Source organism: Streptomyces antioxidans (assembly GCF_000968685.2).
GTDB lineage: Bacteria > Actinomycetota > Actinomycetes > Streptomycetales > Streptomycetaceae > Streptomyces > Streptomyces antioxidans.
The window spans coordinates 135,125-161,166 of sequence record NZ_LAKD02000032.1 but is presented as its reverse complement, the minus strand read 5'-3'; the positions used below and the strand labels follow the sequence as shown (position 1 = coordinate 161,166).

The following is a 26,042-nucleotide window of genomic DNA, read 5'->3' as shown; positions in this document are numbered from 1 at the left end:
CACGGTTGTCAAAGGGGTTGACACCTGCGGAGTTGGGCTTTCAGTGTGGGCCGGGAAGGTTCTGGAACGGTCCAAAGAAGGGCAGTCATGGTGAGTACGCTCGGGGTCGCCGTCGTGGGATTCGGCTGGATGGGGCGGGTGCACACCCAGGCGTACGTCCGGCTGCCGCACCACTTCCCCCAGCTGTCCGTACGGCCCGAACTGGTCGCCGTCGCCGACGAGGTGCCCGGCCGGGCCGAGGAGGCCGCCGGGCGGTACGGCTTCGCCACCGCCGCCCGGGACTGGCAGGAGGTCGCCGCCGACCCCCGGGTCCAGGCGGTGAGCATCGCCGCGCCGAACTTCCTGCACCGCGAGATCGGCGTCGCCATGGCCCGGGCGGGCAAGCACATCTGGATCGAGAAGCCGGTCGGGCTCACCACCGACGACGCCCGCGCGGTCGCCGGGGCCGTGGCCGAGGCCGGGGTCCAGGGCGCGGTCGGCTTCAACTACCGCAACGCACCCGCCGTCCAGACCGCCCGCGCCATGATCTCCGCCGGGGAGGTCGGCACCGTCACCCACGCCCGCGTCCGCCTCTTCAGCGACTACGCCGCCCATCCGGAGTCCGCCCTGACCTGGCGGTACGAACGTGGGCGCGGCGGCAGCGGAGTGCTGGGTGACCTCGCTTCGCACGGGGTGGACCTGGCCCGCTTCCTGCTCGGCGAGATCGACGCGCTGACCGCCGACACCGCCGTGTTCGTGCCCGAGCGGGCCCGCCCCACCGGCGCCACCGCCGGTCACACCCGGGCTACCGGCGGTGAGCTGGGCCCGGTGGAGAACGAGGACTACGTCTCCTGTCTGCTGCGCTTCGCCTCCGGCGCCCGCGGGGTGCTGGAGGCGTGCCGGGTCTCGGTCGGCGAACAGAACACCTACGGCTTCGAGATCCACGGCACCAAGGGCGCGGTGTTCTGGGACTTCCGGCGCATGGGCGAACTCGGCGTCAGCCGCGGCACCGCGTACCAGGACCAGCCCGTGTCCACGGTGTACGTCGGCCCCGGCCACGGTGAGTACGCCGCCTTCCAGCCCGGCTCGGCCAACGGCATGGGCTATGACGATCTGAAGGTGATCGAGGCGTACCACTTCCTGCGCTCCATCGCCGAGGGCACCGCCCACGGCGCCACGCTGGACGACGCCGTGCACAGCGCCACCGCGCTGGACGCCATGACCCGCTCCGCCGACCTGGGCACATGGGTGAGCCCTGGCTGAACGAAGTGGCGCAGGGCGCGGGGTTCATGGCGGCCGCGGTGAGCACGCGGGGCCGAACCGGCGTACTGGAGGGGGCGGGGAACCGCGCCAGCCACCCTCGACGCCGGAGGTACCTCACCCGTGACCACCACCACCGAAGCGGCCCCGACCGGGGCCGGCCGCCGCGACGCGGGCGATCCGCGGGGCGGGCGGTTCGATTCCTCCCTCGGCCTCATCATGCTGCTGCTCCTGGTGGTGGTCGCGCAGGGGCCGGTACGCCGGGCGCTGTCGGCTCCGGTGGCACAGAGCTGGATGACCGTGTTCACCGCGGTGGTCCTGCAGGCCCTGCCCTTCCTGGTGCTCGGGGTGCTGCTGTCGGCACTCATCGCGGTGTTCGTCCCGCCGTCGTTCTTCGCCCGCGCGCTGCCGCGGCGTCCCGCCGTCGCGGTGCCGGTGGCGGGCGTGGCCGGGGCGGTGCTGCCCGGCTGTGAATGTGCCTCCGTACCGGTGGCCGGGGCGCTGGTGCGCCGGGGTGTCACCCCGGCGGCGGCGCTGGCGTTCCTGCTGTCCGCACCGGCGATCAACCCGATCGTGCTGACCGCCACGGCGGTCGCGTTCCCCCGTCAGCCGCAGATGGTGTTCGCCCGGTTCGTGGCCAGTCTGGTGGTGGCGTGTGCGATGGGCTGGCTGTGGCAGCGGCTGGGGCGGGCCGACTGGCTGCGCCCACCGGCCCGCCCCGCCTTCCAGGGCGACGGAAGGGGCGCCGCGTTCTGGGCGTCCGTACGCCACGATGTGATGCACGCCGGGGGCTTCCTCGTCGTCGGCGCGATGGCGGCGGCCACCCTCAAGGCCGTGGTCCCGGCGAGCTGGCTGCGCGGCGCCGCCGATGACCCGGCCGTGTCGGTCCTCGCCCTGGCGGTCCTCGCGGTGCTGCTGTCGATCTGCTCCGAGGCCGACGCCTTCGTGGCCGCGTCCCTGTCGCAGTTCTCGCTCACCGCCCGGCTGGCGTTCCTCGTCGTCGGGCCGATGATCGACCTGAAGCTGTTCGCCATGCAGACCGGCACCTTCGGCCGTGGCTTCGCACTGCGGTTCGCGCCCGCCACCTTCGTACTCGCCGTCGTGGTGTCGACCCTGGTCGGGGCGGTGCTGCTGTGAACCGCAAGGCGCAGGCGATCGTGTTGTTCCTGGTCGGCGGGGCGGTGCTGCGGGCCGGATCCACCGATCTCTATCTGCGCTATGTGAAGGCGGGGCTGCGCCCGCTGCTGCTCGCGGCCGGTGTGGTCCTGATGGCGGCCGCCGTCGCCACCGTCTGGTACGAGCGGCGGGCGCGGGTGGCGGATGAGGGTGCGGTGGACGGTGTCGGGGAGGGCACGAGGGAAGGCTCGGGGGAGGTCTCGGGGGAGGGCTTGAGGGAGAGCGAAGGCGGCCACGGTCACCGCGAACCACGTGTCTCCTGGCTCCTCGTGCTCCCGCTGTTCGCGCTCATCCTGGTGGCGCCGCCCGCGCTCGGCTCGTACACCGCCATGCACACCGGCACGGCGCTGCAACGCCCCTGGGGCTTCCCCGCCCTGCCCGCCGGGGACCCGCTGCCGCTCAATGTGGCCGACTACGCCGGGCGCGCGGTGTACGACCACGGGCGTTCCCTGGAGCACCGGACGGTCAAGATCACCGGCTTTGTCGCCCTCGACGGTCACGGTGCCCCCTACCTCGTCCGCATGGCGCTCAACTGCTGCGCCGCCGATGCCCAGCCCGTCAAGATCGGTCTGACCGGACGGATCCCCCCGGTGCTGGAACCCGACACCTGGCTCCAGGCCATCGGCACCTACACCGCCAAGCGGAGCAAGGACCCGGTGGGCGGTGGCGCCATCCCGTACCTCGAGGTCAGCCGGTCCAGGCCGGTCCCGGCACCGCGCGATCCTTACGACGAGAGCTGGAACGGCTGAGCGACGGGAGCCGGAGCCGTCGGGGCGAGGACTGACCATGCGTCAGGACGCTCCGTACCGCCGCGCCGCCCGGCCGATACAATCCGCCGCGCGGCTGCTGATCTTGGAGCGGTGGGCGGCCGACCATAGGAGTTCTTCCTGCCACCACTCTGGAGCCGACCATGGAGCACACCTCGCCCGAACGGGCGGCCACGGCACCGCTCGGGCCACCGCCGCCGTTCGACCCGGAACTCACCACGGCGCTCGCGGCCATCCATGAGCTCCTGCCGCCCGGCGGCTCCGGGGCCGATCCGGGTGCCACGCCCCCTGAGGACGTGCCCGGGCTGGCGCCGGTGACGAACGAGGCCCTGGAGCGCGACGGGGCCTTCCGGGTCGAGGAGCGGTCCGTCCCCGGCCCGGTGGGCGCGCCGGACGTCTCCCTGCTGATCTGCCGCCCGGTGGCCGCGGCCACCGAGGTGCCAGCGCTCTACCACATCCACGGCGGTGGCATGACGGTCGGGGACAACCGCACGGGCGTGCCCGAGATGCTCGACCTCGCCCAGGAACTGGGGCTCTCCGTGGTCTCCGTCGAGTACCGGCTGGCGCCAGGGACCCAGCACACCGGGCCGGTCGAGGACTGCTACGCCGGTCTGCTCTGGACCGCCGAACACGCCGCCGAACTGGGCATCGACCCGGGGCGCGTCATCGTCGTCGGGGGCAGCGCGGGCGGCGGCCTCGCCGCGGCCGTCGCCCTGCTGGCCCGGGACCGCGGCGGCCCCGCCCTGTTCGGGCAGCTGCTGATGTGTCCCATGCTGGACGACCGCAATGACACGCCATCCGCGCTGCAGATGACCGGCGTCGGGGTGTGGGACAGGGCGGCCAACGAGGCGGGATGGACGGCACTGCTCGGCGCCGCGCGCGGGACCGACGGCGTCTCGCCGTACGCCGCACCGGCCCGCGCGACGGATCTGTCCGGTCTGCCCGCCGCGTTCATCGACGTGGGGGCCGTGGAAACCTTCCGCGACGAGGGTGTCGACTACGCCGCCCGCATCTGGCGGGCCGGGGGACAGGCCGAACTGCACGTGTGGCCCGGTGCCTTCCACGGGTTCGCGGACATGGCACCCCGGGCGGGCGTCTCGCGGGACGCGCGGGCGGCGCGGCTGCGGTGGCTGCGCAGACTCCTGGCCCACTGAGGGCGGTGGCCGCGCGGGCCTGGCCCACTGACGGCGGATGGCGCGGGCCCGGGCCACTGACGGTGGCCGCGCACCGGCCGTACCCACCACCGCGCGATGACCGTCAGGATCACGGGATCAGTGGGACTCGCGGGGTACCGGATGTCCGCTGCCGCCGACCAGGAAGTCCAGGTCCAGGCCCCGGTCAGCCTGCAGCACATGCTCGGTGTAGAGCCTGCTCCAGCCCCGGTCGGCGACCGGCGGCGGGGGCTCCCAGGCGGCCCGTCGGCGCTCCAGCTCCTCCTCGCCCACCTCCAGGGTCAGCGCACGCGCCGGGACGTCCAGGGTGATCCAGTCGCCGTCGCGCACCAGCGCCAGCGGGCCGCCGACGGCGGACTCGGGGGACACATGGAGCACCACGGTGCCGAAGCCGGTGCCGGACATCCGGCCGTCACATATGCGCACCATGTCCTCGACGCCCTTGCGCAGCAGCTTGGGCGGGAGCACCACATTGGACACCTCGGGCATGCCCGGGTAGCCGCGCGGGCCGCTGCCCCGGATCACCAGCACGGTGTTCTCGTCGACCGGCAGGTCCTCGTCGGCGTGCACGGCGAGGTAGTCCTCCGGGGTGTCGAACACCAGGGCCCGGCCCCGGTGGGTGAGCAGTTGGGGCGATGCGGCGGACTGTTTGACCACCGCGCCGCCCGGGGCGAGGTTGCCGCGCAGTACGGCGGTGCCGGTGCCCGCGTCCTGGAACGGGTCGTCCAGCGTCCGGATCACCTCGCGGTTCCAGCACTCGGCGTCGGCGACGTTCTCCGCCACCGTACGGCCGGTCACCGTGGCCGCCCCGGGGTGGAGCAGCGCACCGAGTTCGCGCATCACCACCGGCAGCCCACCGGCGTAGCAGAAGTCCTCCATCAGGAACCGTCCGGAGGGCTGCAGATCGACCAGCGTGGGCACCTCCCGGGCCAGCGTGTCGAAGTCGTCCAGGCTCAGCGGCACTCCCAGCCGCCCCGCGATGGCCAGCAGGTGGATCACCGCGTTGGTGGAGCCGCCGATGGCCGCGTTGACCCGGATCGCGTTCTCGAACGCCTCCCGGGTCATGATCTGCGACGGCCGCAGATCCTCGTCCACCATGGCCACGATCCGCTGCCCGGCGCGCTGCGCCGTCTCGTAGCGCCGCGAGTCCACCGCGGGCCAGCTCGCCGAATACGGCAGCTGCATGCCGAGCGCCTCGGCCATCGACGCCATGGTGGAGGCGGTGCCCATCGTCATGCAGTGCCCGTTGGACCTGGCCATACAGCCCTCGGCGAAGAAGCACTCCTCCTCCGTCATCCGCCCGGCCGCCAACTCGGCCTCGAACCGCCACACCTGGGTGCCCGAGCCCACGTCCCCGCCCCGGTACTTGCCGTTCAGCATCGGACCGCCGGTGACCATGATGGCGGGCAGATCGACGCTGGAGGCGGCCATCAGCAGACCCGGGGTGGTCTTGTCACAGCCGGACAGCAGCACCACACCGTCCAGCGGATTGGCCCGCATCAGCTCCTCGGCCTCCATGGCCAGCAGATTGCGGTAGAGCATCGCGGTGGGCCGCATCAGCGTCTCGCCCAGCGCCATCGCGGGAAACTCCAGCGGAAAGCCACCGGCCTGCCACACCCCGCGCTTCACCGACTCCGCCACCCGCTGCAGATGGCTGTTGCAGGGCGCCAGCTCCGACCACGTGGTGGCGATGCCGATCACCGGACGCCCGTCGAACACCTCGCTGGTATAGCCCTGGTTCCGCATCCAGGACCGATAGACCATCCCGGACCGCCCCTCCGCCCCGAACCACGCCGCGCTGCGCCGACGTCCGTGTGTTCCCGTGTCAGTCACTTCTGCACTCCCTCTGGAATGGGCGAACGGCGAAAATCCTTGTCAGCGAAGGGTGATGACGTTTCCGGTGATGAGCGCGGCCTCGTCCGAGGTGAGGAAGACGATGGTCTTCGCGACCTCGGCCGGATCGGCGACATGGAAATGGGTGGGGCTCGCGGCGACGAACCGCCGGACCTCGTCGGTGACCCACCCGGTGTCGGTCACCGGCGGCTGCACCACATTGGCCGTGATGCCGAGGTCGGCCAGCTCCGCCGCCGCCGACAGGGTGTAGTCGGTCTGTGCGGCCTTCGCCGCGCCGTAGGACACCTCTCCGGGGAAACCGAGCTCCCCTCCCGACGTCAGGCCCACGATGCGCCCCCAGCCGGCCCCGCGGGCCCGGTGGCGGTGGGCCAGCTCGCCGATCAGCAGCGCGGGCGCCATCGCGTCCACCGAGAACTGCCGGGACCAGGTCTCCGCGGTGACGGGGCGCAGCGGCCGGTCGAACCGGTCGGCCGGATCGGGCGTGAAGGTGTCCTGGATACACCCCGAGGCGTTGTTGACCAGGATGTCGACCGGGCCCAGGCGTTCCTCGGCGAGGTCGAAGAGCCGCTTCGGAACCGCCGGGTCACCGAGGTCCGCCTCAATGGCCTCGGCCCGCCCCCCGGCCCGGCGGATCTCCGCCGCGACCTCTTCGCCGTCGGTGGACCGCGCGGCGTGGTACGGATCCGGGGCGTCCCCCTCGCCGGCGCCGCCCGGTGGTCGCAGATAGGTGCAGAGCGCCGCGACACCACGGGCCGCCAGCGCTTGTGCCGTCGCGGCGCCGATCCCCTGGTTCGCCCCCGTTACCAGGGCGACATGGCTGGTTGACGAAGTTTCCCGCACCCCGGCAGTACAGCAAAGACGAGCGCCACGCGGAAGATCGTGCCCTCGGTGTCCGTGTGGACGGCCGTTCGGCCGCTGGGGCGGCGAGCCGTGCGGATCGGCGGGGGCGGGTGCGGTAAGGATCCGGTGGGTGGGGGTGGATCGGTGTCCGGCCTACGGTGAGGAGTGTCCGTATGAGTGGTGAGCTGTCCGGTGCCACGGCCCTGGTCACGGGCGCTACGGCGGGGATCGGCCGGGCCGTGGCGCTGCGACTGGGAGTGCTGGGGGCCGAGGTCGTCGTCCACGGCCGGGACGCGCGTCGGGGTGCGGAGACGGTCCAGGAGGTGTCCGCGGCGGGCGCGAGGGCCAGGTTCGTGGCGGCGGATCTGGCCGAGGCCGACGATGTGCGGCGGCTGGCCGCAGCGGCGGGGGACGTGGACATCCTGGTCAACAACGCGGGTGTGTACCGGTTCGCGGACACCGCGGGGACCTCGTCCGAGATGTTCGACGTCCACATGGCCATCAACGCCCGTGCGCCGCTTCTGCTGGTGGGGCTGCTCGCACCGGGTATGGCCGCCCGGGGCCGCGGGGCCATCGTCAGCCTCAGCACCATCGCCGCCGGTACCCCCGCCCGTGACGCCGGGGCGTACGGCGCCTCGAAGGCCGCGCTGGAGCTGCTGACCCGGGTGTGGGCCGATGAGTTCGGCGGCCGGGGAGTCCGGGTCAACGCCGTCCGTTCGGGCCCGGTCCGCACTCCGGGCACCTCCGAGATGGGGGACGAGGCCCTGCGGACCGTGGCGCGGGCCACGGTCCTGGACCGGCCCGCGACGCCCGAGGAGATCGCCGAGGCCGTGCTCTTCCTCGTCTCCTCGCGGGCGAGCTACATCACCGGCGCCGTCCTGGAGGCCCGGGGCGGCGAGCTGGCCATCGGCTGACGCCCATCGGCCCCTCGGGCATGGGGCACGGGTCATGGGGCCCGGGGTGGCCTCAGGGCGGTGCGCCGGTCCACGCGATGGGCTGTTCCGTCCAGATGCACTTGCCCTCGGCGGTGTAGCGGGTACCCCAGCGCTGCGAGAGGGCGGAGACCAGCTGCAGCCCCCGGCCTCCCTCGTCCGTCTCGGCGGCCCGGCGGATCCGGGGGGTGGTGGCGCTGGCGTCCGAGACCTCGCAGATCAGCGATGTGCCGCGGATCAGCCGGAGCCGGGTGGGCCCCCTGGCGTGCCGGATGACATTGGCGACGAGCTCGCTGGCCAGCAGCTCGGTGGTCTTGATGAGCTCGCCGAGGCCCCATGCCTCGAGCTGTTCGCGCACATGGGTGCGGGCGAGACCGGCGGCCACCGGATCCGCCGGCAGCGGCCACCCGGCGGTGTTCCCGGACGCCAGCCCGTGCAGCCGGGCGATCAGCAGGGCGGTGTCGTCGGCGGTCAGCCGCCTCGTCGGCAGCATGGCCCCGACCAGGAGGTCACACAGCCGGTCGAGCCGGTCGTGGTCCGGCCCGTGCCGTCCGCCCGCGCGGCGACCGCTGATGCGGGGCCGGGGCGGAGGACAGGTGAGCAGCCGCCCGTACTCGCTGGTCAGCACCTGGGTGCACTCGGCGATACCGGCGTCGATGTCACGCGCCGCGGACTCCACCAGACCGTCGGTGTACATCACCAGCAGGCTGTCGTCGGGCAACCGCAGATCCACCGTGGCGAACGGGGGCTCCCCGGCGCCCAGCGGCGGATCGGGCGTCGGCTCCAGGCACTCCACGTTTCCGTCGGGGCGCACGATCAGGGGCGGGGGATGACCGGCGCGGGCGAGGGAGCAGTACCCCGTGATGGGGTCGTACACCGCGTACAGACAGGTGGCGAAGGAGTCGTCGCCCAGATCGCAGACGACCTCGTTGAGATGGGCCAGGACCTCCTCGGGCGGCAGCTCGAGATTGGCGAGGGTGTGTACGGCGGTGCGCAGCCGCCCCATGGTGGCGGCCTCCGCCAGACCGTGGCCCATCACATCGCCGATGACGAGGGCCACCCGCTCCGCGGACAGCGGGATCACGTCGTACCAGTCGCCGCCGATGTCGGTACCGCTGCTGGCGGGCAGATAGCGCACGGCGGGGGTGAGGGCCGCCGGGCAGGGCAGGACCCGGGGCAGCAGACCGCGCTGGAGCGCCTGGGCGCGGGCGTGCTCGGTGTCGTAGAGCCGGGCCCTGGCCAGCGCCTGGGCGACCATGCCGCTGAGGGCGCTGAGCAGGGTGCGCTCGTCGGCGGAGAGGCGGCGGGGCCTGTCGAAGGAGACGGCGCAGGTGCCGATGGCGTTGCCCGAGGCGATCAGGGGGAGCACGGCCCAGGCGTTCTTCCGGGCGAGGGCGGGGTTGCCGGTCAGATCGGGGAACAGCTGCTCGTATTCCTCGGCGGAGGAGATGAAGCGCGGCCGGCGCGAGCTGAGCACTTCGTTGAGCAGACGGTAGCCCCCGAACGCCGGGACCCCGTCGACCTTGGTGAGGAAGGCCCCGGGATAGCCCACGGAGCCCACCACGTTCAGCCGGCCGCCCTCCAGACACAGCACCAGCAGCCCCGAGGCGCCGAACGGCGGCAGCACATGGGCGGCCACCACCTGGATGACGTCCTGGGTGGTCACCGTGTCGGCCAGCGCGTTTCCCAACTCATTGATCCTCGCGGCCTGGTCGGCGCCGGCACGCTCGGCCTCCGCGCGCCGTGCGGCCCGGGTGCGCCGTTCGGTGACATCGGTGAGATAGGCCGTCAGCCCATCGGGCACCGGGACCAGCCGTATGTGGTACCAGCGGTCGTCGGTGGGCCACTGGATGTCGAACCCGGTCGGCCTGCCGTCGGCGGCGGCGCGCCGGCAGCGGTCCTCCAGCTCGGGGACGGTGCCCGCGGGGCCCTCCCAGAGCGGCCGGCCGAGCACCTCCCCGGCCGGGCCGACCAGGCGCTCGGCCTCGACGTTGAGGAAGGTGATCCGCCAGTCCCGGTTCACCGCGAAGAACGCGTCGCTCATGTACCGCAGCGCCTGCCCCACCGATTCCCGCGCCATCCGGCTCTCGGTGGTGTCCCAGACCTTCCCGAGCATGCGGACCGGCTCGCCGTTCTCGTCGAGTTCGAGATGGGCGCGGCTCTGCACCCAGCCGGTGGTCCCGTCGGGGCGGCGGACCCGGTACTCGGCCTCGTAGCCGCTCCGCTCGCGCAGCGACTTCTCGGTGGCGGCCATCACCCGCGGCATGTCCTCGGGGTGGACGAGGCCGAGCCAGCTCTCGATCCGCCGCCGGTAGCCGCCGGGGAGGCCGAGAAGCGTCAGCCCCGCCCGGTCCCAGCGCATCTCACCGGTGTGGATGCACCACTCCCAGGAACCGGCCTTGACCGCGTCCAGGGACTGCTGGACCACCGAGCCGCCCGGCCGCTGCTGCCACCAGGGGTGTTCGTCGCAGTCGCCGACCCCGACTCCCGAGCGCGCGAGGCGGCGCTCCGCCCAGCGCGCCACCGCCTCGAGGAAGGCGGCCTGCTCCGGGGCCGGTTCCCGCGGGCCGGTGAGGACGGACAGCGCGCCCACCGGCCCGTCAGGGCCGGTCAGCGGAACCGACGCCACGGTGGCCGCCGCAGGAAGGCACCCGGAGGCGGCACGGGCGGTCCCTCCGGGCCCAGTTCCAGGGGGATCGCCCGGCCGGGCGGCCTCGCCGGAGGCCGCTGGCAGCCATACGAAGCGGCCGTCCCGCACGGCCCGGGCGGGCGCGAGCGGGGTGTCGTCCTGGCGGATCTCCTCCCAGCCGCCGAGGGCGGCGAGCGGCAGCCCGCTGGCGAGCACCAGGCGCAGCGTACGGCTCCCGGCCGGGCCGCAGGACCAGTGCACCAGGCCCGCGAGGCCGCCCAGCTCGCAGACGGCCTGGTCCAGTGCGTGCTGCATCACCTCGCGGTCGGTGAGCGCGGCGCCGACCGACGAGAGCAGGGATAGCCGTTCATCACCCCATGAGTGGCCGTGCCCCACCGCGTCTGTTCCGCGCCACTCCGCCATCCCAGAACCTCACTCACGGAATAGGGCGTTCTCGGACAAACGTAGCACTGGCATATGCCGGGAATCACTCACCGGACGTCCGCCGCCAAGTTCCCTATTTTCCCTACTGGAAAAATAGGGAATGATGAAGTTCGGCCGGATGGAGGGGAGCGGGCGTGACGGTGGTGGATGCGGCGGCCGAGGCGCCCGACCGCGCGTGGTGGCTGCAGATCGCCGGTGAGGCGGCGGACGACCTCGCCACGGACGCGGTCGTCCGCGACCAGGCCGGGAAGGCGCCGTACGACGAGATCGCCCGCCTCCGCGAGGCGGGGCTCTTGGCGCTGCTGGTCCCCGTCGAGCACGGCGGCGGAGGAGCGGGATGGTCCACGGCCTGCGCCGTCGTACGGAAGATCGCCGCGGCCGACGGCGCGATCGGCCAGGTCCTCGGCTGCCACTACCTGCTGTCCTTCAGCGCCCGCTTCTTCGGCGGGGCCGATCTCGCCGCCCGGGTGGAGCGCGAATCGGCGGCCGGGCAGTGGTGCTGGGGCGGCGGTCTGACCCCGCGCGAGCCACGGCTGACGCTCACCTCCTCGAGGAACGGCCGACTGGTGAACGGACGTCAGGGGTACGCCACCGGTGTGCTGGTCGCCGACCGGCTGGCCGTCCGCGTCACCCACGCCGACACCGGAGAACCGCTGGCCGTGCTCCTGGACACGGCCCACCCCGGCGTGGTGTGCGGCGGCGACGGCGGGGACACCTTCGGGCAGCGGCTGGCGGCCGGTGGAAGCGTGGAGTTCGACGCGGTGCCGGTCGAGGACGACGCGGTGCTCGGCCCGCTCTCCTGGGACGAGGACACCCTCTCGCCGTTCAGCGGTCTGGCCGCGCCGACCGGCCGACTGGTCTCGGCGCAGATATGTCTCGGGATCGCGCAGGGGGTGCTCGCCGAGGCCCGCGAATACACCAGGGCGGTGCACGCGCCCTGGCCGCACACCTCCCCGCGCGATCCGTACGCGCTGACCACCTACGGGGAGTTGACCGTCGCCACCTTCTCCGCCGCCGCCCTCGCCGATCAGGCGCTCGAGGCCCTGGACGGCGGTCTGGCGCGCGGCGAGGAGCTGACCGACGACGAATGCGCGGAGATCACCGTGCTCGCCGCCGCGGCCGAGGCCGCGGCCTCCCGGGCCGCCCACGACGCCGCCGCCCGCGCCCTGGACGTGGTCGGCGCCCGCTCCGCCTCCTCGGCCTACGGATTCGACCGCTTCTGGCGCAATGCGCGTACCCACACCCTCTACGACCCGGTGGCCCACCGGCTCCACGAGGTCGGGGACTACTTCCTCAACGGCGAGCACCCCCCGTTCACCCTGCCCTTCTGACGGCCCGGCGCCCAAGGGGCGGATAATCAGCGCATGCGGATCTCGGCGAAGGCGGACTATGCGGTGCGGGCGGCGTTGGAACTGGCCGCGACGGAGGGGGACGCCTCCGTCAAGGCCGAGGTGATCGCCGCCGCGCAGGGCATCCCGCACAAGTTCCTCGAGGGGATCCTGGGCGATCTCCGCCGGGGCGGCCTGGTGGCCAGCCAGCGCGGCGGCAAGGGCGGCTACCGGCTGGCCCGTCCGGCGGACACCATCAGCATCGCCGAGGTGATCCGGGTGGTCGACGGCCCCCTGGTGTCGGTGCGGGGAGTGCGCCCGCCCGCGCTGTCGTACCGCGGCCCCGCGGAGTCGCTGCTGCCGCTGTGGATCGCGGTACGGGCCAACGTACGCAAGATCCTCGGCGAGGTGACCCTCGCGGAGGTGGCCGCGGCCAAGCTGCCCGGCGACGTCCTGGGCCTGGCCGAGGACCCGGAGGCGTGGACCAACCCCTAGGTCCCGGGCCTGACCGGCTGGAGGCGTCCGGCGCGGGAGGATGGGCGCATGACATCCGAGAGCGGCTATCTGCTCGACAACCGGCAGCGCGAGGCCGGGCGGCGCTTTGACGCGCTGGCCGAGCTCTTCGACCCCTGGACCCTGGACCACCTCGACCGGCTCGGCCTTGCCGCCGGATGGCGCTGCTGGGAGGTGGGGGCGGGCGGGCCCTCGGTGCCCACCGCCCTCGCCGAGCGGGTCGGGCCCACCGGGCAGGTGCTGGTGACCGACATCGACACCTCCTGGCTCACCGGGCTGTCCGGCCCGGCCACCGGACCGATCGAGGTACGGCGCCATGACGTGGCCCGCGACGAGCCGCCGGGCGACGGCTTCGACCTCGTCCACGTCCGGCTGGTGCTGGTGCATCTGCCCGACCGGGCCGAGGCGCTGCGCCGGATGGCCGGGGCGGTGCGGCCGGGCGGATGGCTGGTCGTGGAGGACGCCGATCCGGCGCTCCAGCCCCTGGCCTGCCCCGATGAGCGCGGCCCGGCCGAGGAGCTGGCCAACCGGATCCGCCGCGGATTCCGCGCGCTGCTCGCCGGGCGCGGGGCGGACCTCGCCTTCGGCCGCACCCTGCCCGCGCTGTTGCGCGGCGCCGGGCTGCACGATGTCCGCGCCGAGGGCTGCTTCCCGCTGACCTCCCCGGCCTGCCGGGAGCTGGAGGCGGCCACCGTGCGTCAGCTGCGCGGGCGACTGGTGGCGGGCGGCCTGGCCACCGAGGAGGAGATCGGGCGCCATCTGGACCAGCTGCGCGGCGAGGGCATGGACGTCACCACCGCCCCGCTCATCACCTGCTGGGGCCGGCGCCCGCACTGAGCGCGGATCCCCGCACTGAGCGCCGGACGCTCCGGGAATCCACAATCAGTCGAGCAGACCGAGCTGGCTCGCGGCCCGGATCGCCAGCCAGACCTCGGCGAACGCGCCCGTGGTGGACAGGTCGCGGCCGGTCAGCTCGCTGAAGCGGCGCAGCCGGTAGGCGAGCGTGTTGGGGTGCACATGGAGCGCCGCGGCCGCCTCGTCCGTACGGCGGTCGCGCTCCATCCAGGTGCGCACCGAAGTCAGCAGCCGTGAGCCGTGGCCGGTGTCGTAGCGCAGCGCCTCGCCCAGCACATGCTCGACCAGATCGCTGAGCGCGGCCGGGTCGTCCGGCAGCCAGCGGCCGGTGACATCGTCGCCGTACCGCACGAGGGCGCGGCCGGACGCGACGGCGTGGGACGCCGCCCACAGCGCCTCGCGCTGGGCGATCCGCAGCGGGGAGCCGGGGCTGAACGGGCGGCTCATCCCGGCGGCCACATCCGGCAGGGACTCGACCGCGTCCCCCAGGCCGGGCGAACCGAGCAGATAGCGGTCCTCGCCGCGCTTGAGCAGCAGACACGGCTGGTCCTCAAGTGCCCGCAGCACCGCGTCCTCGGTGACGCCCCTGACCACCGCCAGCACGGTCTCGCCCTCGATGGAATGGCGCAGCAGATGGCGCCGCGCCACCGCGGGTTCGAGCGCACCCTGCAGCAGCTCGGCGAGGATCTCCGCGCCCTCGCGGCGCAGTGTCTCCCGTTCGGTGCGCACCATGGCGAGCTGGAGGGCGGCCACCGTGGCGATGTGCTGCACCACGGCGAGCCCCGCCGGGCGCGCGCCCTCCCGTTCGAAGGCGATGAGAAAGCCCGCCGGGCCACCGGGAGAGGGGACCGGGAGGGCGAAGCCACCCGGGATGGTCGGCGGGGCGTCCGCCGAGCCGGGGATCACCGACGCGTCGGGCGCGGGCACCCCCGGCAGCAGCGGCCGTCCCTGGGGGGTGCACAGATAGATGTCGTACCCGGACAGCTTCTCCAGCCGTCCGAACAGCGTCGCGGTGTCCAGGTTCTCCGAGGTCAGCCAGCGCAGCGCGCCGAACACCTGCAGCTGGGCGCCCAGCCGGTGGCGGGCGTCCTCCTGTACGGCGGCGGCCACTTCCTGCGCCACCGCCATGAACGGCACGGCCAGCGGGATCTCCAGGACCGGCATCCCCCGTTCCTCGGCGGCGTCGAAGAACGCCCGGCGCAGCGGGGGCATCCGCAGCTGGGCGGAGACCGCCAGGGCGGCCACCCCGGCGTCGTCCAGCCGCTCCAGATAGGCGCGCTGTCCGGCCGCCGAGCGGGGCATCGCTATCCCCGTCGTCATGATCATCTCGGAGCCGAGCAGCCAGGGCGTGGGGTCGTCCAGCTCGCTCACGTGCGCCCAGGACACCGAGCGGTGCAGCCCCGCGCCGCCCGCGATCAACCGCAGCTGCAGAGCCGGATACGACAGCAGATCGTCGACCGTCACACCCTGCTCTTTGTCGTTCACCACAAATTGAGCCTAACTCTTTGTCCCAGCAACGATTGTCGCGCGGTTCCTCCGCTGTGCAGACTCGCTCGACCGGACCGCACCTGCGCACGTCAAGAAGGGACCGCACCACCATGACCGAACCCCGAGGACCCGTCGACTCCTCCCGGGTCCCGCGCTTCGCCGGCCCGGCCACCTTCGCCAGGCTGCCCCGCCTCGACGAGGTCGCGGGGGCCGACGTGGCGGTGGTGGGCGTCCCGTTCGACGGCGGTGTCTCCTACCGCCCCGGCGCCCGCTTCGGGCCCGCCGCGGTCCGCGAGGCCAGCCGGCTGCTGCGCCCCTACCACCCGGGCCTGGACGTGTCCCCGTTCGCCACCCAGCAGGTGGCCGACGCCGGCGACATCGCGGTCAACCCCTTCGACATCGGCGAGGCCATCGAGACCATCCAGGACGCCGCGGGCACCCTCCAGGCCGCAGGAACCCGCCTGGTCACCATCGGTGGCGACCACACCATCGCGCTCCCGCTGCTGCGCGCAGCCGCAGGGCGGCACGGCCCGGTCGCGGTGCTCCACTTCGACGCCCACCTGGACACCTGGGACACCTACTTCGGCGCCGAGCACACCCATGGCACCCCGTTCCGCCGGGCCGTGGAGGAGGGAATCGTCGACACCTCCGCCCTCTCGCACGTCGGCACCCGCGGCCCGCTGTACGGGAAGCAGGACCTCACCGAGGACGAGAAGCTGGGCTTCGGCATCGTCACCTCCGCCGATGTCTACCGGCGCGGCGCCGACGAGGTGGCCGACCAGCTGCGGCAGCGCATCGGTGACCGGCCGCTGTACATCTCCATCGACATCGACTGCCTCGACCCGGCCCACGCCCCCGGCACCGGCACCCCCGAGGCGGGCGGCCTCACCTCGCGCGAGCTCCTGGAGATCCTGCGCGGACTGGCCGGATGCCGTCTGATCGGCGCGGACGTGGTGGAGGTGGCGCCCGCCTACGACCACGCCGAGATCACCTCGGTCGCGGCCTCCCATGTCGCCTACGACCTGATCAGCCTGCTCGCACTCCAAGAAAAGCGGGAGAAGACGGATGAGTGATTCTCCGGCCCTGACCGAGGTCGAGAGCTACGGGATCGAGCGCATCCCCGACGCGGACCGCAGCGCGACCCCCTTCGACCTGTTCCGCGTCGCGTTCGGCGGCGCCAACACCTTCGCCACCTGTGTGCTCGGCGCCTTCCCGATCCTCTTCGGGCTCTCCTTCCGGCAGGGCCTGGCGGCGACCGTGCTCGGCGTGCTGGGCGGCTCCCTGATCCTCGCCCCGCTCGCGGTGTTCGGCCCGTGCAACGGCACCAACAACGCGGTCTCCTCCTCGGCACACCTGGGGGTGCACGGACGGATCGTCGGCTCGTTCCTGTCGCTGCTCACCGCCATCGCGTTCTTCTCCATCTCGGTGTGGTCCTCCGGTGACGCGCTGGTCGGCGGCGCCCACCGGCTGATGGACGTGCCACAGAACGACGGGGCGTTCGCCCTCGCCTACGGGGTCTTCGGGGCGCTGGTGCTGACGGTGTGCGTGTACGGGTTCCGGTTCATGCTCTTCGTCAACAAGATCGCGGTGGTGGCGGCCTCAACGCTGTTCGTCCTCGGCTTCTTCGCCTTCGTGGGGGACTTCGACCCCGGCTACCAGGGAGTGTTCCCCTCCGCGTCCACGCCCGGGTTCTGGCCCGCGTTCATCGGCTCGGCGCTGATCGTGCTGTCCAACCCGGTGTCCTTCGGCGCCTTCCTCGGCGACTGGGCGCGCTACATCCCCGCCGACACCTCGCGCCGCAAGGTCGTCACGGCGGCGTTCGCCTCGCAGATCGCCACCCTCCTGCCGTTCTTCTTCGGCCTGGCCACCGCCTCGATCATCGCCAAGAAGGCCGCGCCGTACATGGACGCCGGGGCGCCGAACTACGTCGGCGGACTGCTGGCCATCTCGCCCGGCTGGTACTTCCTGCCGGTGTGCCTGCTCGCGCTCATCGGCGGCCTGTCCACCGGCACCACCTCGCTCTACGGCACCGGGCTGGACTTCTCCAGCGTGTTCACCCGCTTCAGCCGGGTGCAGGCCACGCTGTTCGTCGGGGTGCTCTCGATCGGGTTCATCTTCCTGGGCCGGTTCGCCGCCAACCTCTCCCAGTCCATCTCCACCTTCGCCACGCTGATCATCACCTGTACCGCCCCCTGGATGATCATCATGGTGCTCGGCTATGTGACCCGGCGCGGCTGGTACGACCCCGATTCGCTCCAGGTGTTCAACCGGCGCCAGCGCGGCGGCCGTTACTGGTTCCACCACGGCTGGAACTGGCGTGGCATGGGCGCCTGGCTGACCGCGGCGGTGCTCGCGCTGCTCTTCGTCAACGTCCCCGGCCAGTTCGTCGGGCCGCTCGGCGAACTGGCCGACGGCGCGGACATCTCGCTGCCGGTGGGCCTCGCCACCGCCTCGCTCCTCTATCTGGCGCTGCTGTGGCTCTTCCCCGAGCCGCGCGAGGTGTACGGGCCCGAGGGGCCGCGGCTGGTCCGCGCCTCGGACGCGTCCGTACCGCCGATCACCACGGAGACCGGCGCGCCCGTGCCCGCGGTGGCGGAAGGGGCGTGAGAGCCACCGTGCGCCTCGTCGACCTCTCCGTCCCCCTGGCCACGGACATGCCGGTCTACCCCGGCGATCCGCGGGTGGCCATCGCCCCCGCGCTGAGCGTCGCGGCCGACGGCGTGAACGTAACCCACCTGGACATGGGGTCGCAGTCCGAGATGCCGCACGGTGGCTTCAAGAAGTCCGGCTACGGCAAGGACCTGTCCGCGTACGGCTTCGAGGACTACACCCGCGTCAAGCACGTCATGACGGCCCTGTGAACAACCGCCGCCACTCCGTCCCGTCACGCCCGGTGCGGTACCTGCGTAGCCTGGTGCGACATGAGAGAGATGACACTGCGCCGGGCCCACGTCTCCGACCACGGGGCGATCGTCGAGTGCGTGCGGGAGTGGTGGGGCGACTCACGCACCCCCGACCAGGCGCGTGAGCTTTCCATGCTGCTGCCCAGGCTGTTTCTGCAGTTCTTCTCCGGCACCAGCCTGGTACTGGAGGACGGCGACGGCATCAAGGCGTTCCTCGTGGGTTTCCACGCGGCGGACGACGACCACCAGGCGTACATCCACTTCGTCGGCGTGGCGCCCGAGCTGCGCGGGCAGGGCGTGGGCCGCAGGCTCTACACCGCGTTCTTCCAGCGCGCCGCCGAGGCGGGCCGCCGTGAGGTGCACGCCATCACCTCGCCCCTGAACACCGGGTCCGTGGCCTTCCACCGGGCCATGGGGTTCATGCTCGAGGAGGGCGACCGTGAGGTCAACGGCCTTCCCGTACACGGCGATTACGACGGCCCAGGGCAGCACCGGGTGTGCTTCCGCCGACAGATCGCCGCTCATCCCTGACCGAGTCCGAGGACGCTGAAAAAGGCGCCTCGGAGCCGCCGAAACCGGCCCCTTGGTGGCCCTCCACGGGCCTGTCCGCGGCCGTTGCCCACGACCGCGGACAACTCCTCCGCCGCGTTGCCCCCGCATCCCGCCGACGCCCGTCCGCGCCCTTGCCGCATACCCTCTGAGCTGGCCTTTCACCGTACCCGTGGCTATGTTTCAGTCCTCGGAAAGGGGAGCGAATGGACCGGAACATCCGCACGGTGGACGATGTCCTGAGACTTCTGGACGGCCTCTTCGCGCCGGAGGCCGACCGCTGGACGGCCTCCGGCGCCTCATGGTGGGACGGCTTCTACGCGGACCGCTCCGAGGCCGTGCCGTTCTTCGCGGCCAAGCCCGATGAGCATTTGGTGTCGTATCTCGACCGTGGCCTGATCGCCCCGGGCAGGGCCCTCGACCTGGGGTGCGGCCCCGGCCGTAACGCCCTCCGCCTCGCCTCCCACGGCTTCGCCGTGGACGCCGTCGACCTCTCGCCCACGGCCATCTCCTGGGCCGAGGAGCGTGCCCGTGAGGCAGGGGCCGAGATCCGGTTCCACCGTGGCGACGCCTTCGCCCTCACGGCCGGTGAGTTGGCCGGACCGTACGACCTGATCTGCGATTCCGGCTGCTTCCACCATCTGCCACCGCACCGCCGGATCAGCTACCTCGCGCTCCTCGAACGCGCCCTGGCCCCCGGCGGCCATCTCGCCCTCACCTGCTTCGCGGCGGGCGCCATGGGCTCCGAACTCCCCGACGCGGCCTTCTACCGGCAGTCCGCGCTGCACGGTGGCCTCGCCTACACACCGGATTCGCTGCGCTGGATCTTCTCCGGGCTGACCGAGATCGAGCTGCGCCGCATGCACGACGAGCCGTCCGGCTCCCCGCTGTTCGGGGAGCCGTTCCTGTGGGCGGCCCTCTTTCGGCGTCCGACGGGGGCGGGGACCACTGCGGCCTGAGGTGGTGCCGCCGGCGGCCGGCGGCACCGGAGCTGGTTACTCGCAGCCGTACTGCCAGTTCCACCCGACGAAGGTGTGCCGCAGCTCCACATCGAAGCGGCAGCTCGCCGTCCCGTCCGCGGCCAACCGCACGTAGGAGTGGTGGGTGTTGTTGTACCAGTCGCCGGTCGGGTCGAAGACACCCTGGTAGGCGAAGTCGGCGTGTGCTTCGGAGTTGACCTCGGCGCAGTCCGTGGCGCAGTCGTCCTTCGCGTTCTGCGAGGTGAGCGACCAGCCGGCGTCCCACGGCTCGCGGTTCCACTCCTGGGAGGCCGCGGTGCCGCCCGTGGTGATGCGGCCCTCCGCGGTGTCCCACGAGGAGGCGGTGTAGAGGCCCGTCATACGGATGTTGCAGCAGTCGTACATCTCGTTCCAGCCACGCAGCTGATGAGTGGCGGTGGCGCTGGTGACCGCGGCGGTCGCGGTGTGCGCCGAGCGGGCCGACGCCGGGCCGCGCTGGACGGAGACCCGCTCCGGCTTGCAGTCGGGGCCAATGGTGATCTGGCCCGAAACCGCCTGGCCGGGCGCCGGTACGGGGAGCTCGCCGGTCAGCCGGACACCGTCACAGGACTTCGGCGCCGGGTCGGACTCCTGCGCCGTCGCCACCGTCGTACCGCCCAGGAGCGCCACCAGGGAGATGGCCGACACGGCCGCGATGCTTAACCGGGTGTTCACTTCTCACGTCCCTTGATCCGATGAGCCATGCGATCCGAAACGGGCGGCGCTTCTCGGTGTGGATGCGCCGCCAGGTCATGCGGGTGATCGTAACGGTGGCCGTGCGCGGCGGCGGGGGAGTGGGAGAAGGTTGGCAGGAAGGTGGCGGCGCGGCCCCCGCCCGGCCGCCGCCACGACCTCACACGCCACGGCTGGGGTACACTGCTGGGGTCCTGTTGTCTCCGATAGAGGTGGACGTTGCGTATCTGAGGTTCGCGATCATCGCGCGGTACGGCACAAGCCGTAGCCCGTCACGCCGTAGTCGGCCCATCCGCCGCCCGTGACCCGCGTGAATGCGACCTCGGTGCATACGCCGTCCCTCACCCTCCGGAGGGCCGCACCCCATTTCCCGGCTCGGTCGCCGCGTGGTGCTCGCATACGTAGCCCCTTGTTCACAGCGCTGACGAATGCGAGAACACCATGGCAACATCCCCCACCCCCAGCGCCTCCGTGACCTGCTCGGCGGTGTCCTTCCAGTGGCCGGACGGCACGCCCGTCTTCGACGGGCTCTCGCTCGGCATCGGACGGGGCCGCACCGGACTCGTGGGCACCAACGGCAGTGGCAAGTCCACCCTGCTGCGGCTGATCGCCGGTCGGCTGCGCCCCACCCAGGGGTCGGTGATCGTCGGCGGCAGCCTCGCCCACCTTCCGCAGAACATCACCCTCGACACCACCCTCCGCGTGGACCAGGCCCTGGGCATCGCCGAGCGGCGCGCCGCGCTGCGCGCCATCGAGGCCGGAGACGTCGACGAGGCCCACTTCGAGACGATCGGCGACGACTGGGACGTCGAGGAGCGAGCCCTGGCGGCACTGGGCTCGCTCGGGCTCGGCGATGTCGAACTCGACCGCACCGTCGGCCATCTGTCCGGCGGGGAGACCGTGCTGCTGCGCCTGGCCGCCCTGCTCCTGGAGCGCCCCGATGTGCTGCTGCTCGACGAACCCACCAACAACCTCGACCTGTTCGCACGGCGCCGCCTCTACGACGCCGTCGACTCCTGGCGTTCCGGGGTGCTGGTCGTGGTCAGCCACGACCGTGAGCTGCTGGAGCGGGTGGACCGCATCGCCGAACTGCGGGCCGGGTCGGTGGCCTGGTACGGCGGCGGCTGGTCGGCCTACCAGGAGGCACTGGCCACCCAGCAGGAGGCGGCCGGGCGCATGCTGCGGGCCGCGGAGGCGGATGTGCGGCGGCAGAAGCGCGAACTGGAGGAGACCCACATCAAACTGGCACGCCGTCAGCGGAACAGCAAGAAGATGGACACCGAGCGGCGGGCGCCGAGGATCGTCGCGGGTGGCCGCAAGCGGGCGGCGCAGGAGTCGGCGGGTAAGCTCCGCGATCTCCACGAAGACCGTCTCCACGAGGCGCGCGAGCGGCGTGAGGAGGCCGCGGACGCGGTACGCGACGACGCCGAGATCCGGGTGAGCCTGCCGCACACCGCCGTACCCGCGGGGCGCACCGTGCTCACCCTGAGTGAACTGCGCCTCCAGTACGGCGCGTTGCGCGATGCCACCCTCCATGTGCACGGGCCCGAGCGCATCGCGCTGGTCGGGCGCAACGGAGCCGGTAAGACCACACTGCTGCGCACCCTCACCGGCGCACTCGCCCCGCTGTCGGGGGAGGCCAGGACGTACGTACCGCTGCGGTTCCTCCCCCAGCGGCTGGATGTGCTGGACGACGGGCTGAGCGTGGCGGCCAACGTGGCCCGCCGGGCGCCGGGTGTCACCGACAACCACATCCGCGCCCAGCTCGCGCGCTTCCTCTTCAAGGGCGCGCGTGCGGAGCAGCCCGCGGGCACCCTCTCCGGTGGCGAACGCTTCCGCGCCTGCCTCGCGGCCACCATGCTCGCCGCGCCGGCCCCGCAGCTGCTGATGCTCGACGAGCCGACCAACAACCTCGACCTGGCCAGTGTGCGACAGCTGACGAGCGCGCTGGACTCCTACCAGGGCGCCCTCGTGGTCGCCAGCCACGATCTGGCGTTCCTGGAGTCGATCGGCATCACCCGGTGGCTGCTGGTCGGCGAGGAGTTGCGGGAGATCGCCGCCGATGAGGTCCAGGACGTGCTCGAGACGACATCCGCGGCGGGGGAAGTGGCGGAAGCGGACTGAGACCGCCGCTGCAACGCCCATCGGCTGGTGGCCCGGCGTCAGGGGAGGATCGAGTCGACGTAGCCGCCGTCGACGCGCACGGCTCCGCCGGTGGTGGCCGAGGCGAAGGAGGAGCTGAGGTAGACCGCCATGTTGGCGATCTCCTCGGGCTCGATCAGGCGCTGGAGCAGCGACTGTGGCCGGTGCTTGGCCATAAACTCCCGCTGGGCCTCGTCCCAGGGCAGCTCGGGGTCCACCAGCTCGTAGACGAAGTCCTCGACCCCGCCGGTGTGGGTCGGCCCGGCGATCAGCGAGTTGACCGTGACGCCGGTACCGGCGGCGTCCTTGGCGAAGCCGCGGGTGACGGCGAGCAGCGCGGTCTTCGACATCCCGTAGTGGATCATCTCGGCGGGGATGACGACGGCGGAGTCACTGGCCACGTTGAGGATCCGGCCCCAGGAGCGGTCCTTCATCCCGGGCAGGAAGCTCCGGATCATCCTGACCGAGGCCAGGACGTTCACCTCGAAATAGCGCCGCCACTCGTCGTCGCCGATCTCCAGCGGCGGAGTGGCCCCGAAGATGCCGAGGTTGTTGACCAGGACATCGGTGTCCGGCACCGCGCCGGTGACCTGGCGGACGCCGTCCTCGGTGGTGATGTCGCCGGGGGCGGCGATGAACGAGCCGCCCTCCGTGTCCTCCTCCAGCTTCTGGATGGCGGCCTCGACGGACTCCTGCCGACGCCCGTTGACGGCGACACGGGCGCCCGCCCGCGCCAGCCCGGCGGCGATGGCGAATCCGATGCCCTGCGTGGAGCCGGTGACCAGGGCGGTCTTACCGGAAAGGTCGATCTGCACGGCGCTCCTTCATCGATGCCCTATTGCTTGCGTGCGCCTTTAGTTGCACACGCGCCATACTAGCGTAGTCCCCTGGGCAGACCTCCGCGCCTTCGGGGACTGTGGCGCTCCGCCACGTCTGGGCCCCACGGCGGGCCCCGCCATGGCGGACCTCGATCTGCCCTCGCAGCCTCGGATCGCGCGAGGAGGAGCCCACTTCCACGGTCCGGCGCCCGGTGCCCAGTACCCATCCATGGCGCTGGGAGTCCCATGCGGACAGCGCCCGGGCGGCCACCCGGACCGTCACCCGGCGCGCCTGGCCGGGCCGCAGCTGGACGCGCCGGAATCCCGCCAGCGCCCGCCCGGCCTGGTCGAGCGGCAGATCCGGCGAGGGGCCCACATACACCTGGGCCACCTCCGCCCCGGCCCGCCGCCCGGTGTTCCGCACGGTGAAGACCGCCTCCAGGCCGCTTCCGCGCTGACGCAGCTCCAGTCCCGCATAGGCGAAGGTGGTGTACGACAGGCCGTGGCCGAAGGGGAAGAGGGGCCGCACCCCCTCGGCGTCATACCAGCGATAGCCGGTGTGGACGCCCTCGGAGTACTCCTCACGGCCGTTCACCCCGGGGTAGCGCCGGGGGTCTCCGGCCATCGGGTGGCGGTCGTCGGAGACCGGGAAGGACTGGGTGAGCCTGCCGCCGGGATTGGCGTCGCCGAAGAGCAGGGCGGTGGTGGCGGCGGCGCCCTCCTGCCCGGGGTAGTACATCTGGAGCACGGCGCCGGTGTGCTCCAGCCAGGGCATCGCGGTGCACGAGGAGGTGTTCAGGACGACGGTCGTGCGCGGATTGGCCCGGGCGACGGCGGCGATCAGCGCGTTCTGGTGGCCGGGGAGTGCGATGGTGGTCCGGTCCCTGCCCTCGGTGGCGTCCTCGTAGCCGAAGACCACCACGCCGTCCGCGGCGCGGGCGGCACGCACGGCCTCCGCCACGTCGGCGGCGCGGGTGGCGGAGGTGGTGTGGCGCAGCCGGAAGGTCAGCCCCGTTCCGCCGCCCTCGGCGGTGACCTTCAGCCGGTGCCTGCCCGGGGTCAGCCCGACGGTCGCGCGGCGCACGGCGAGGCCGTCCGGGGCGGCGCTGACGAGGCCACCGGTGAACTGCTCCCCCAGGCCCGGCCGGAAGGGGAACAGCTCCTCGCCGTCCAGCAGCACCGTGGGGCGGCCGGTGGGCGGACCGCTGAAGTGCAGGACGAACGTCCACTCATCGGCCCCGGCCACGGTGAGGGTGCCGTCGTACGCCCAGCTCTTCCCCGCCGCCACCGTCCGCCGCTCCAGTCCGGTGGCCGGGGAGAGCGCGGCGGCGGGGATCTCCTTGCCGAACACGTCCTCGCCCAGGGCGTACTCCACCCGGGCCCCCCGTCCGGCGCGCTCCCGGATCGTCTCCAGCGGGCTCGCGGCGTGGTCGGGGACCACATGGGCGCTGCCGCCGCCACTGACGAAGGGGACGGAGCCGGTGGGCCCGACCACGGCGATCGACCGGGCGGCGGACCCGGTCAGCGGGAGTGTGCCGCGCTCGTTGCGCAGCAGGACGCCGCCCGCCGTGGCGACCTTCAGCGCGGTGCGCGCCCCGGCCCCGGGGTCCCGGCCGGGCCGGGGCGGGGCGCTGCCGTCCAGCAGTCCGAAGCGGTCCATGACGGTCAGGACGTGGCCGACCGCGCGGTCCACCCCGGCCTCCGCCACGGTCCCGTCGGCCACCGCCCTCCGCAGGGCGTCGCCGAAGTACTTCCCGTCCGGCATCTCCATGTCGAGCCCGGCGCCGAGGGCCGCCGCGGAGCTGTGGGCGGCGTGCCAGTCGGTCATCACCCAGCCGTCGAACCCCCAGTCCTCGCGCAGCACCCCGGTCAGCAGCGGCCCGCTCTCGCAGGCGAACACCCCGTTGACCTTGTTGTAGGCGCCCATGACCGCCCCCGCGCCCGCCCGCACGGCCGCCTCGAAGCCGGCCAGCTCCGTCTCCCGCATCGTCCGCTCGTCGACGGTGACATCGATCGACTCCCGCTCGTGCTCCTGGTTGTTCATGGCGAAGTGCTTGACGGTGGCGATCAGCCCCTCGCCCTGGATGCCGCGCACCTCCTCGGCCACCAGCTCGGAGGTCAGCAGCGGGTCCTCGCCGAAGGTCTCGAAGTCGCGCCCGGCGTAGGGGGTGCGGATGAGATTGACCATGGGGGAGAGCAGCACATCCTGGCCCAGTGCGCGGCCCTCGCGCCCGATGGTGCGCCCGTACTCCCGTGCCAGGGCCGGATCGAAGGCGGAGGCGAGCAGCACCGGCGCGGGCAGCGCGGTGGCGTGCCGGGTGACCCGTAGCCCGGCGGGCCCGTCCGCGAGCCGCAGCGCCGGAATGCCGAGCCGGGGGACACCGGGGATGTAGCCCGCCTGACCGAGGCTGTGGGGATCCTCCGCGCCGTGCAGCAGCGCGAGCTTCTCGTCGAGGGTCATCCGTCGGATGAGGGAGTCCACCCGGGGGCCGGGACCCGGCGTGTGCCCAGTGGCGGGACCGGACGCGGACCCGGGATCGGTGTCGGCGGCGGCCACCGGCCATCCGCTCCCGCCCGTGGCGGCGACGGCCATCGCCCCTCCGAGGAGGGACACGGCGGAACGGCGTGACAGGGCGCCCGGCATGGCGTCACTCCATCTCTCGCGGCTCGATGACCGTGCGGACATCACATCACGCGGTCGG

Annotated in this window: 20 protein-coding genes and 2 pseudogenes; 15 read left to right on the top strand and 7 right to left on the bottom strand. The window is 72.7% G+C overall.

What is annotated here, in order from left to right; genetic code table 11:
- Window positions 1-87: 87 nt before the first annotated feature.
- The 4 genes from VT50_RS13905 to VT50_RS13890 all read left to right on the top strand — a co-directional run bounded on the left by VT50_RS13905 (window position 88) and on the right by VT50_RS13890 (window position 4,336).
- Entirely contained in the window at window positions 88-1,242 is a 1,155-nt protein-coding gene (locus VT50_RS13905) for a Gfo/Idh/MocA family protein (protein WP_046088360.1), read from the top strand.
- Between the two features lie 120 nt (window positions 1,243-1,362).
- Window positions 1,363-2,376 carry a permease gene (locus tag VT50_RS13900; RefSeq protein WP_079343831.1) on the top strand — a complete coding sequence of 338 codons (1,014 nt, stop codon included), beginning with the start codon at window positions 1,363-1,365 and terminating at the stop codon, window positions 2,374-2,376.
- Window positions 2,373-3,164 carry a TIGR03943 family putative permease subunit gene (locus VT50_RS13895; RefSeq protein WP_046086653.1) on the top strand — a complete coding sequence of 264 codons (792 nt, stop codon included), beginning with the start codon at window positions 2,373-2,375 and terminating at the stop codon, window positions 3,162-3,164. Before VT50_RS13900 ends, VT50_RS13895 begins: the two co-directional genes overlap by 4 nt.
- A gap of 161 nt (window positions 3,165-3,325) precedes the next feature.
- Window positions 3,326-4,336 carry an alpha/beta hydrolase fold domain-containing protein gene (locus tag VT50_RS13890; RefSeq protein ID WP_046086652.1) on the top strand — a complete coding sequence of 337 codons (1,011 nt, stop codon included), beginning with the start codon at window positions 3,326-3,328 and terminating at the stop codon, window positions 4,334-4,336.
- A 117-nt stretch (window positions 4,337-4,453) separates the two neighbouring features.
- Here VT50_RS13890 and VT50_RS13885 read toward each other — a convergent pair whose 3' ends face one another.
- Complete coding sequence (locus tag VT50_RS13885; protein ID WP_046086651.1) at window positions 4,454-6,187, bottom strand: IlvD/Edd family dehydratase; 1,734 nt, start codon at window positions 6,185-6,187, stop codon at window positions 4,454-4,456.
- 42 nt (window positions 6,188-6,229) lie between these two features.
- Complete coding sequence (locus VT50_RS13880) at window positions 6,230-7,048, bottom strand: SDR family oxidoreductase (protein ID WP_046086650.1); 819 nt, start codon at window positions 7,046-7,048, stop codon at window positions 6,230-6,232.
- A gap of 173 nt (window positions 7,049-7,221) precedes the next feature.
- Here VT50_RS13880 and VT50_RS13875 point away from each other — a divergent pair, with 173 nt between their 5' ends.
- Window positions 7,222-7,962: an SDR family NAD(P)-dependent oxidoreductase gene (locus VT50_RS13875; protein ID WP_046086649.1), complete on the top strand. Its 741-nt coding sequence runs from the start codon at window positions 7,222-7,224 to the stop codon at window positions 7,960-7,962.
- Between the two features lie 52 nt (window positions 7,963-8,014).
- Here VT50_RS13875 and VT50_RS13870 read toward each other — a convergent pair whose 3' ends face one another.
- A complete protein-coding gene (locus VT50_RS13870) occupies window positions 8,015-11,032 on the bottom strand; it encodes an ATP-binding SpoIIE family protein phosphatase (RefSeq protein WP_046086648.1) in 3,018 nt (1,005 codons plus the stop codon).
- A gap of 155 nt (window positions 11,033-11,187) precedes the next feature.
- Here VT50_RS13870 and VT50_RS13865 point away from each other — a divergent pair, with 155 nt between their 5' ends.
- The 3 genes from VT50_RS13865 to VT50_RS13855 are packed head-to-tail and all read left to right on the top strand — an operon-like array spanning window position 11,188 to window position 13,731.
- Window positions 11,188-12,384 carry an acyl-CoA dehydrogenase family protein gene (locus VT50_RS13865; RefSeq protein ID WP_046086647.1) on the top strand — a complete coding sequence of 399 codons (1,197 nt, stop codon included), beginning with the start codon at window positions 11,188-11,190 and terminating at the stop codon, window positions 12,382-12,384.
- Between the two features lie 33 nt (window positions 12,385-12,417).
- Entirely contained in the window at window positions 12,418-12,876 is a 459-nt protein-coding gene (locus VT50_RS13860) for an RrF2 family transcriptional regulator (RefSeq protein ID WP_046086646.1), read from the top strand.
- A 48-nt stretch (window positions 12,877-12,924) separates the two neighbouring features.
- Entirely contained in the window at window positions 12,925-13,731 is an 807-nt protein-coding gene (locus VT50_RS13855) for a methyltransferase (protein WP_046086645.1), read from the top strand.
- A 45-nt stretch (window positions 13,732-13,776) separates the two neighbouring features.
- Here VT50_RS13855 and VT50_RS13850 read toward each other — a convergent pair whose 3' ends face one another.
- Window positions 13,777-15,237 carry a PucR family transcriptional regulator gene (locus VT50_RS13850; RefSeq protein ID WP_078840734.1) on the bottom strand — a complete coding sequence of 487 codons (1,461 nt, stop codon included), beginning with the start codon at window positions 15,235-15,237 and terminating at the stop codon, window positions 13,777-13,779.
- 110 nt (window positions 15,238-15,347) lie between these two features.
- On the opposite strand from VT50_RS13850, the gene speB reads away from it, so the two are divergent.
- The 5 genes from speB to VT50_RS13825 all read left to right on the top strand — a co-directional run bounded on the left by speB (window position 15,348) and on the right by VT50_RS13825 (window position 19,648).
- Window positions 15,348-16,310, top strand: a complete 963-nt coding sequence (gene speB / locus VT50_RS13845) for an agmatinase (RefSeq protein ID WP_046086644.1) — start codon at window positions 15,348-15,350, stop codon at window positions 16,308-16,310.
- Complete coding sequence (locus VT50_RS13840; RefSeq protein ID WP_046086643.1) at window positions 16,303-17,844, top strand: purine-cytosine permease family protein; 1,542 nt, start codon at window positions 16,303-16,305, stop codon at window positions 17,842-17,844. The genes speB and VT50_RS13840 overlap by 8 nt, the downstream gene beginning before the upstream one ends.
- Before the next feature lie 47 nt (window positions 17,845-17,891).
- Window positions 17,892-18,098: an aldehyde dehydrogenase family protein gene (locus tag VT50_RS39970; protein ID WP_338058322.1), complete on the top strand. Its 207-nt coding sequence runs from the start codon at window positions 17,892-17,894 to the stop codon at window positions 18,096-18,098.
- A 60-nt stretch (window positions 18,099-18,158) separates the two neighbouring features.
- Window positions 18,159-18,671: a GNAT family N-acetyltransferase gene (locus tag VT50_RS13830; RefSeq protein ID WP_046086641.1), complete on the top strand. Its 513-nt coding sequence runs from the start codon at window positions 18,159-18,161 to the stop codon at window positions 18,669-18,671.
- Window positions 18,672-18,895: 224 nt separating this feature from the next.
- Window positions 18,896-19,648, top strand: a complete 753-nt coding sequence (locus tag VT50_RS13825; protein WP_046086640.1) for a class I SAM-dependent methyltransferase — start codon at window positions 18,896-18,898, stop codon at window positions 19,646-19,648.
- 36 nt (window positions 19,649-19,684) lie between these two features.
- Here VT50_RS13825 and VT50_RS13820 read toward each other — a convergent pair whose 3' ends face one another.
- Entirely contained in the window at window positions 19,685-20,335 is a 651-nt protein-coding gene (locus VT50_RS13820; RefSeq protein WP_240529166.1) for a hypothetical protein, read from the bottom strand.
- 486 nt (window positions 20,336-20,821) lie between these two features.
- Between VT50_RS13820 and VT50_RS41350 the strand changes: the two are divergent.
- Together VT50_RS41350 and VT50_RS41345 are read left to right on the top strand one after the other, a co-directional pair.
- Window positions 20,822-21,433 (top strand): annotated as a pseudogene (locus tag VT50_RS41350) (ATP-binding cassette domain-containing protein); the annotation flags it as partial.
- Between the two features lie 123 nt (window positions 21,434-21,556).
- Window positions 21,557-22,298: pseudogene (locus VT50_RS41345) on the top strand (ATP-binding cassette domain-containing protein); the annotation flags it as partial.
- A 244-nt stretch (window positions 22,299-22,542) separates the two neighbouring features.
- Here the strand turns inward: VT50_RS41345 and VT50_RS13810 are convergent.
- Window positions 22,543-23,337, bottom strand: a complete 795-nt coding sequence (locus VT50_RS13810; protein ID WP_046086637.1) for an SDR family NAD(P)-dependent oxidoreductase — start codon at window positions 23,335-23,337, stop codon at window positions 22,543-22,545.
- Window positions 23,315-25,984 (bottom strand): beta-glucosidase family protein, encoded by a 2,670-nt coding sequence (locus VT50_RS13805; RefSeq protein WP_078840733.1) that lies wholly within the window; start codon window positions 25,982-25,984, stop codon window positions 23,315-23,317. The genes VT50_RS13810 and VT50_RS13805 overlap by 23 nt, the downstream gene beginning before the upstream one ends.
- Window positions 25,985-26,042: the final 58 nt, after the last annotated feature.

Excerpts from the sequence above, each read along its gene's own strand:
- VT50_RS13840 (WP_046086643.1), top strand. The coding sequence starts at position 16,303 with ATGAGTGATTCTCCGGCCCTGACCGAGGTCGAGAGCTACGGGATCGAG.
- VT50_RS13830 (WP_046086641.1), top strand. The coding sequence starts at position 18,159 with ATGAGAGAGATGACACTGCGCCGGGCCCACGTCTCCGACCACGGGGCG.
- speB (WP_046086644.1), top strand. The coding sequence starts at position 15,348 with ATGACCGAACCCCGAGGACCCGTCGACTCCTCCCGGGTCCCGCGCTTC.
- VT50_RS13825 (WP_046086640.1), top strand. The coding sequence starts at position 18,896 with ATGGACCGGAACATCCGCACGGTGGACGATGTCCTGAGACTTCTGGAC.
- VT50_RS13855 (WP_046086645.1), top strand. The coding sequence starts at position 12,925 with ATGACATCCGAGAGCGGCTATCTGCTCGACAACCGGCAGCGCGAGGCC.
- VT50_RS13905 (WP_046088360.1), top strand. The coding sequence starts at position 88 with ATGGTGAGTACGCTCGGGGTCGCCGTCGTGGGATTCGGCTGGATGGGG.
- VT50_RS39970 (WP_338058322.1), top strand. The coding sequence starts at position 17,892 with ATGCCGGTCTACCCCGGCGATCCGCGGGTGGCCATCGCCCCCGCGCTG.
- VT50_RS13870 (WP_046086648.1), bottom strand. The coding sequence starts at position 11,032 with ATGGCGGAGTGGCGCGGAACAGACGCGGTGGGGCACGGCCACTCATGG.
- VT50_RS13805 (WP_078840733.1), bottom strand. The coding sequence starts at position 25,984 with ATGCCGGGCGCCCTGTCACGCCGTTCCGCCGTGTCCCTCCTCGGAGGG.
- VT50_RS13890 (WP_046086652.1), top strand. The coding sequence starts at position 3,326 with ATGGAGCACACCTCGCCCGAACGGGCGGCCACGGCACCGCTCGGGCCA.
- VT50_RS13875 (WP_046086649.1), top strand. The coding sequence starts at position 7,222 with ATGAGTGGTGAGCTGTCCGGTGCCACGGCCCTGGTCACGGGCGCTACG.
- VT50_RS13860 (WP_046086646.1), top strand. The coding sequence starts at position 12,418 with ATGCGGATCTCGGCGAAGGCGGACTATGCGGTGCGGGCGGCGTTGGAA.